The sequence below is a fragment of the Neobacillus drentensis genome, from assembly GCF_036962765.1.
GTDB lineage: Bacteria > Bacillota > Bacilli > Bacillales > Cytobacillaceae > Neobacillus > Neobacillus drentensis_C.
In genome coordinates, this window is sequence record NZ_JBALOS010000080.1 from 1 (window position 1) to 7,327 (window position 7,327).

The following is a 7,327-nucleotide window of genomic DNA, read 5'->3' on the forward strand; positions in this document are numbered from 1 at the left end:
TAATTTTTATTTATGATTTCTAGTATGTTACCAAAATGTTACCACACTACTTATCAGGGGTATTCCTTATAGTTAACGACAATAACTGCAGTTCCTTTTCTTAGAAGGGTCTGCAGATTATTTTTTATTTTCAATTTTTTCATTACAATCTATAATCTTGTGGCAAAAATTATAGACCAATATATTGAACAGATAAGCTTTTGAATCGTGTAACATTAACATACTCTTACGTCATTATCCCTATTATCCTATTATTTTCACAAATGCAAAATCCTTTTAATCTATTTAATTAATAGCAGCAATAGAAAAGTGCAATTTGTAAAAAAGAAAATAGAGCTTGCTATAATCGCAAGCTCCTTGTAATGTCTTTAAAATAGGCTAATCCGGACATCCTTTTTAAATAATACGATTTGGTGTTTCACTACCACGGTGGCAAAACCTCCTCCCAATCCGACAATGCAGCATCAATTTTCCTCTGTTTTTCCTGATTAATCTGGTCTTCAATTTCAAATCCATCTCCGCAGGTCGGGCAGACGATATACCAGGAATAGTCCTTAAACACCTGGCGATGATAATTATTTGGATGCTTAATGATATTATCTCCCGTGTGGCAGTGGACCTTTACCCAGAATTCGTGGCAATTGGTACAGGTTAAATAATATTTTGGATAGCCTTTTTCCGTATAATGCATATCAAAATGAACCTCTTCACATCCACACATCCAGCATTTCCGATATATGCCGACACGGAATTCCATCACCATCCTAAACCAATTTTTAAAGGAATGAATTGCCGAGGGGAGCATGTATATGGCACCATATTTATGGGCTTCATGGTCATCTGCCATTTCGAGCTCTTTTGGAAACTCCTCTCGATTATAATAGGAATAATAATTCTCACCATTGGTTTCATTGTTCATTCCAGTTGCAATATCCGAATGTACTAAGAAAGAGGCTAGCGTTTTACCTTCAATATTTAAAGGAACCATTTTGCCGTAATTATTGATAGCGGTATCGTTGACCAGCTCGGTTAATTCCTGTAATCCCTGTTCTTGAAAATTTTTATGCTTCGCATCAAGATAAATATTTCCGATTAGCTCATTATCTTTATATAGAGTAAATAAATAGTCCGGCCGGCAATTTCCAGGTTCTACTCTACTAAATTTCCGATTACCATCCTCAAGTTTTTTAACTTTAGGTTCATACTTAAATTCGATACGCCAAGATTTTTGATAAAGACTGGTTTCAAAGCCGTCCAAACTATTTCGTTTATTTTCCAAATAACTTGATAGACAGGCGGTAACCTGCTGTTGATCTTTTAGTTCCCAACCCAAATTCGTTGTTAAGATATGTAATACTTTAAAAAGACACCAGGTTTCATAGATTTTATGGACCTTTTCGACTCCGATTTTCCGCTGATTCTGCAAGGATAAAAATGAGATTCCTACCTCGTCCTCTAAAGACTGCAACAACCGCCAAACCTGTTGATAGATTGGATCATGTAAAAACAATTGAGTCGGCTGCAGGGGCAATGGAGTTGTCAGGGGAATTTTCCTAAACAATGGAAGATTCAATAGACAATCAAGTTTTTGGATTACTTCATCCATGAGTTCACCGTTATGGATAATCTCCGTCTTTTCGCCTTCCAAATTGGCTAACTGATTGACTACAGAAAAATTCATCTTGCCTTTATCCCATTTATTGTAAAGCCGGGTTAACCAAGGATCTAAATCTTCAATAAAACTTGCTAATTCTTTTTTTATTTGGGCATCATTGGTTTCCGGTTCGATCTTCGTTCCATTCACCTTAATTTCTTCGACCGATGAAAAAATAAATTTATAATCATTCTTACCCTCTCGATTGGATGGGATGCCGAAAATATCGTTCCAATCGGTTGGATCATTACGTATTCCTCTCCAAACGGCTTGGCCGCTAATTTCCATGGTCACTTCTCCGAATGGATGATCCCTAAGAAGCACACTGGCTAATCTAATCCCTTTCAATAATTTCCAATGATCGACTAACTGCTTTGAGAAATTGTGAATCCTTACAAACTTACTTTTTGGTCTAGGTACGATTTGACCGTCTCCATTTAGGACATATCGATATTCATTGAACTTTAGGTGTACTTCCTGATTTTTCTGATCCCAACCGGACTCTAAGAACGTTTTAAAATAAGGTTCGAAGGAATAATTCGTATTGATCATCTGAAAAGCAGATATAGAACAAGATATAGTTGTTTTTACCTCTTGATAACCATCAAGTAATCTCCCTGTTCTCGGTGCTAACTGATTCAATATTTGATTCTTACGAAGATTGATTTGTTTTTCAATGGTTTCAATGTTTTTGGCTAATATTGCTTTTCCCTTTTTAAAATCAGCTTTATCCAATTCTCCGATCAATTTATGAACCTTGACATTGCTTTTTGCATACAAAGTATTCATTTCATTAAACTTTTGCTCTTGATCTGTGTAGTGCAACGGTGCATGAGAACTGTATCGTTCACAATAAGCTCTCAACCGGCTCAGTTCTTGTTTGATTAATCTATTTTCATAGGTATGATCTGTTTCATAGTTTACAAAGGTCCGATATTTATTTTTTCCCGGAATGATTTCCTTTTCTATTTCTGTCCGAGCATGAAATCTGCTAGATTTATCAGGTTTTAGATAAGCCCATTTAAAGGATAGTTCACCTGCCGGCTGGTTATTTATTTGACGGAGGGGCTTTTCTATTGCATCGACAATTTCCTTTATCTTATATGGGGTCCTTTCAAGCTTTGCACTTACTTCCACATTTGTTTTGCTGCGGCTGATTAAGTCTTCGCGAATCCGTTTTAAATCATCCAGCATTGCTTCATAGTCTCGGATTGAAATACCAGAAGGAAGAAACACGAGCTTTTCCACTTTGGTTTCATTCGTAGCTTCTATGACGATATTTATTTCTCCAGCAAAAACAATGCCTGATACCCAGTCGCGATGATCTTCCACGTATTTTCCATCTTTTTTACCAAAATGTCTCAGTTCAAACCAAATTTCCTCCGTTACATCAAAGTGCAATTTCCGTTTATGCTTACCATCAAGCGAAGCTAAATAGATAGTTACATCATCTGGATTACCTTCAACTAATTTAAAACCGGTCTGGAGCATTTCGGGTTGTATCTGTCCATTTTCTTTCTGTATATCACCACGGTAATAATTGAAGGTATACCAGCATTCCTGTTCAGCATCATAGTTCAACTGGTCAAAAAGATGGACCTTTATTACTGGCAGCGTTCCATTCGTTAATAGTCCATTAAAATTATATTCGACATCGATCATATATGGTTGTATCTTCATGATCGTCAGCTCCAGTAGGTGAAGACTCCAGATTTATGGGAGGCAGAATGCATCTGGCTTACTTTTTTATAACTAAGGCTTTTTTCACCAAATTCATCCCTAATCCAATTAACAAAATTGGCGGTGCTCGAATCTTCTTCCATTAAATAATGAATCCTAGGCAACAGCTTCATGACAAATAGTTCATCATCCAATTGACCATTAGTGAGATTGAATGGTTGGGCGGCTGCTCCATATAAACCTAAGTGGTTTTCCACACGGTTATTGTAATTGGCATGGAATGAGATTAATCGTTTATTAAACTCAGTAAATCTCTTTGTCAAATCAGCATCTGGATTTCCATTATCCAATTCTACCATAAAATGCTGTGCTGGTAATGGATAACAGCCAAGTTCTTCCGGAATGTCTACCTTACTATCCTGCTTTAATAATTCTAAAATAAAGCTGCGGTCGATAACCTTTGGACTTAAGGGGCGTACGGTACCATCCACATTCATCGTTCCAATCAGTCTGACATTTTCCGGAAGTTCAAACGAAAAAGGATACCTTTTTAAATTTTGATACCGCTGCATAAAAGCAAACTGCTCCATCGTGTTGATGCCAAGGTGGTCTTCAATCCATCGATCCATGGTTTCGTCTATATCATTAATAACCTTCTGTATATACCAGTTGACTTCTTCCATCGCTTGGTCATATTCATATCTGCTGTATAATTCAAGTGTTGGCTTTTTAAGTTCTCTGACACTTAATAGATCAGCTAAATAGTATTCGATTTGGGCAAGATTCAACTCATCCAAACATATGATAAACAGTTTTTCAGGCTGTTTCTTTGCTGCGATTAATGTATCAATAAACACCGATGGAACATATTGTTTCCGCATCGGATTATAAAAACCGAGCAAGTCTTGGCGGTCCATCCAGCTTGGTTGAACAGGGATAATTTTGTATTGGGCGGAAATACATTCTGCAAAGGCGGCTATTAAACTCGTTTTCCCTGTCCCGGACGGTCCGCTTAAAATAATAAACTGATTTGTCTTTAATGTGGTATATAGGCGAAGAATGGTCTGCAGTTCGTAATGTAGTCCTGCCGCAGCTATTTGCCGTTGAATACCTTTCACCAACTCTTCCTCGTTGTCCGGTATCTCAAGCGATTGTTTCGTACACTCTTCCAGGATTTCTTCCCTTTCTTCCAGAACGGATAACCCGATTTGCTTTAGCTTCTCATTTAGCTTAATTAGGTTCTCTCGATCTTGATCTAATTCATGTCTTTTTCTGTTAAGTACATTTAGTTCATTTTGTACTTTTCCTTCAAGATCACGGATCCGTGTTTCTTCATCTCTCCAGAATTGTTTTCTATTATCAAGTTTAACTATCTCCTGTCTAATTTTGCCAACTTCCTGCTTAACCTTTTCCTTGATGGCATCTTTATAAAAGTCATTAAAAAACCAAAAGGCAATTTCATTCGGATTGTCTGTGTTAAGGATTCCAGGTACTTTTAAATCTGCTACAGTGATTTGCAGTTCACGCAATAAATCATAATTGTCATCAATTGGAATCACTGAATTTTTATCTGCTGCGAGAATATTTCCTTTTGATAGATTTGAATCAGATAGGTTTTCTATTTTGAATTGGAACAAAACCAATTGATTTTCCTGTAGGTTAACATCTTCAAGTCTTGTTTGTCTGCAGATCGCATTAGGTTTCTTTCTCCCCCCTCCTATGAGTTGGCCAATATTTTGACCAGTAAAGGGGTTAACCAAATCCTCAATAAAGAAAATTTTAGCCGTAGATTGGCTATTTTTATTACTTTTCACCCTCCCTACTAAATAATGTTCCTTGATGTCATATAGCTCACAAATATATTGATCAATTTCGTCTAAGTTTTCTATCGAAAAACTTGATGAATGTCTAATTTCCTTTACCTGTAATGACATAATGCTCCTCCTACATGGTTCAGTTCATGGATGTTAATTTATGCAGATAGTCTTTGATATTAGTTCCTGTAAGTCCTTACTCGTTAATGATTGAACTGTTTTGTCATGTAACAAATCTAAATAATTTGCAACGCTGGGATTTAGCTCATTGTTAATCTCCTTATACAAGTTTAATAGCTGTGCCTTTGCTTGTGCAGACTCGTTGGAGTTGCTCGACATCCGAACTTTTTCAGCGAGCATACCCAGTTGGATGACTTTCAGTGTAATTTGGCTTAGCGGAAGCTCTTCTAATATTTCTATCCCCCGGTTTAAATTGCGTTTGGCCAAACTTTGCTTTCCGTTGGCTTCAGCAAAAATTGCCATATACCAATGAATGAATTGCAGAGGATGGGGAAAAGTATATTTTTTTTCAATGTATTCGGGAGTGATCCCTGCAGAATTCATTGCTTGGTACATTTGATCNNCCTGTTTCGCCAGCGCCATCAATTTGATGTAGCTGTAGTATTTAAAAATGACTTTACTAGTATCCTGGGATTTTAAATGAGACAGGAAATCCTCAAAAGATGTATGCTCCACAAATAGACTACAAGATAAAAATAATTGCTCAATTGCTTCCTCAAACTTTTTTCCTTCGCTGTAAGCAAAGGACTTATAAATATACTGTCTTTCCTTATCATTATCTGTTGTAAAATGCTGTAAAGCCTTGTCAAAATCCTCTATGGCAAATGATAAATAATCAGGATTTCCCGGTAATAGCATCATATATCCTTGGCCTCTAGTACCATAGGCCTTGCCCAGCGACTCAAACTTATTGGAATCCTTGGCCGTATCCAAAACTTCATCTTCCAAAATGCTCATCATCCCGATCATCTCTTCGAGCACGTTGATGGCGTGGGATAAATCTTTAATCGATTCCGTAATATTAAGCATATTCTTTTCATGGACACCTTTGCGGATCTTGTACATATTGATATAGGTTATCTTCGTCATAATGTCATCCACTTTATTGATGTGCGTTAAGAACAATTGATCTTGTTGATCTGCTAGGACACTGCCCTCGTGGGTGTATAACGTATATAAATATAAAATGATATCCAAGATAAACTCCGTTGCCCGGATCTCGTTTTCCTCCAGCTTTGGCATCAACTCATTTTGGATTCCTTCCAATATTGGTTTCGTAAAACTATATCTCCGATCAATTTTAATTAATGTATTCAAGTTAATCGAGAATTCCTGAAAATGGACTTTCATACTGTAATCATCTAATACTTTCAATCTATTTAATATTAGGTCGATATAATAACTACGGTTTTCCAAATATTGGTTTGTTATAATTTCAAACAGTGCATGACTGAATTTTCCTTCTGCCAGCATGCGTTGAATTCCATTTTCAGGAGTATTTTCATAAAAGGAAAAAATAAACTCTTCCTTATACAGCCTTCTGATGATTTCCCTTTGTCCGTCTGTAAACTTTGACGATGTTCTCGTTAAATACGTGTTACAAACTCCATCAGCCAGCATCAGTTGAGGATTCGTTCTGGCATCATCAAACTGGATATTATATTTCCAAGCATTCTTTCTAGTTAAGGTTTTTCGGGCTAGACCTACAATGACACGTTCTTTCAATCTATTTGTATATTGTTCTTTATCAATCACACCATAGCCTTTCGAAACGTTTTTCCGTAAGGCGATGCATATGTCTAATTCAAAATTACCATAAAGCGCTGACAATTTAAGCAGAAGCTGTATTATCCCCTCTGAAAGTACATTTAAGTAGGTTGTATCCCCGTCAATCACCATTAACCGCTCTTCATTTTGAAAAATAACAAAATGGCCTTTTTGGGAGTGAACTTCTTCTAAAATTTTCAAGGTGTAATCAGACTTTTCCTCAAAAAAATGAACATATGATTTCCCCAGCAGTTTTCTGGCGGTGTCTTCATTAATGATGCCCTTTTTGATTAGGATCCCACCGACGAGCGACGGATTTCTATTTAATTTCCCTGCATCCTGAAAGTCTCCACTCTCATCAAGCCATAGTTGTAACTTCATATATAAGCAC

The 7,327-nt window shown here is 36.7% G+C and carries 2 protein-coding genes; both read right to left on the reverse strand.

The annotated features are described in order from the left end of the window. Window positions 1–421: 421 nt before the first annotated feature. Window positions 422–3,334: a nuclease domain-containing protein gene (locus V7137_RS11765; RefSeq protein ID WP_335698260.1), complete on the reverse strand. Its 2,913-nt coding sequence runs from the start codon at window positions 3,332–3,334 to the stop codon at window positions 422–424. A 5-nt stretch (window positions 3,335–3,339) separates the two neighbouring features. After that, window positions 3,340–5,268 (reverse strand): McrB family protein, encoded by a 1,929-nt coding sequence (locus V7137_RS11770; protein ID WP_335698261.1) that lies wholly within the window; start codon window positions 5,266–5,268, stop codon window positions 3,340–3,342. Window positions 5,269–7,327 lie beyond the last annotated feature (2,059 nt).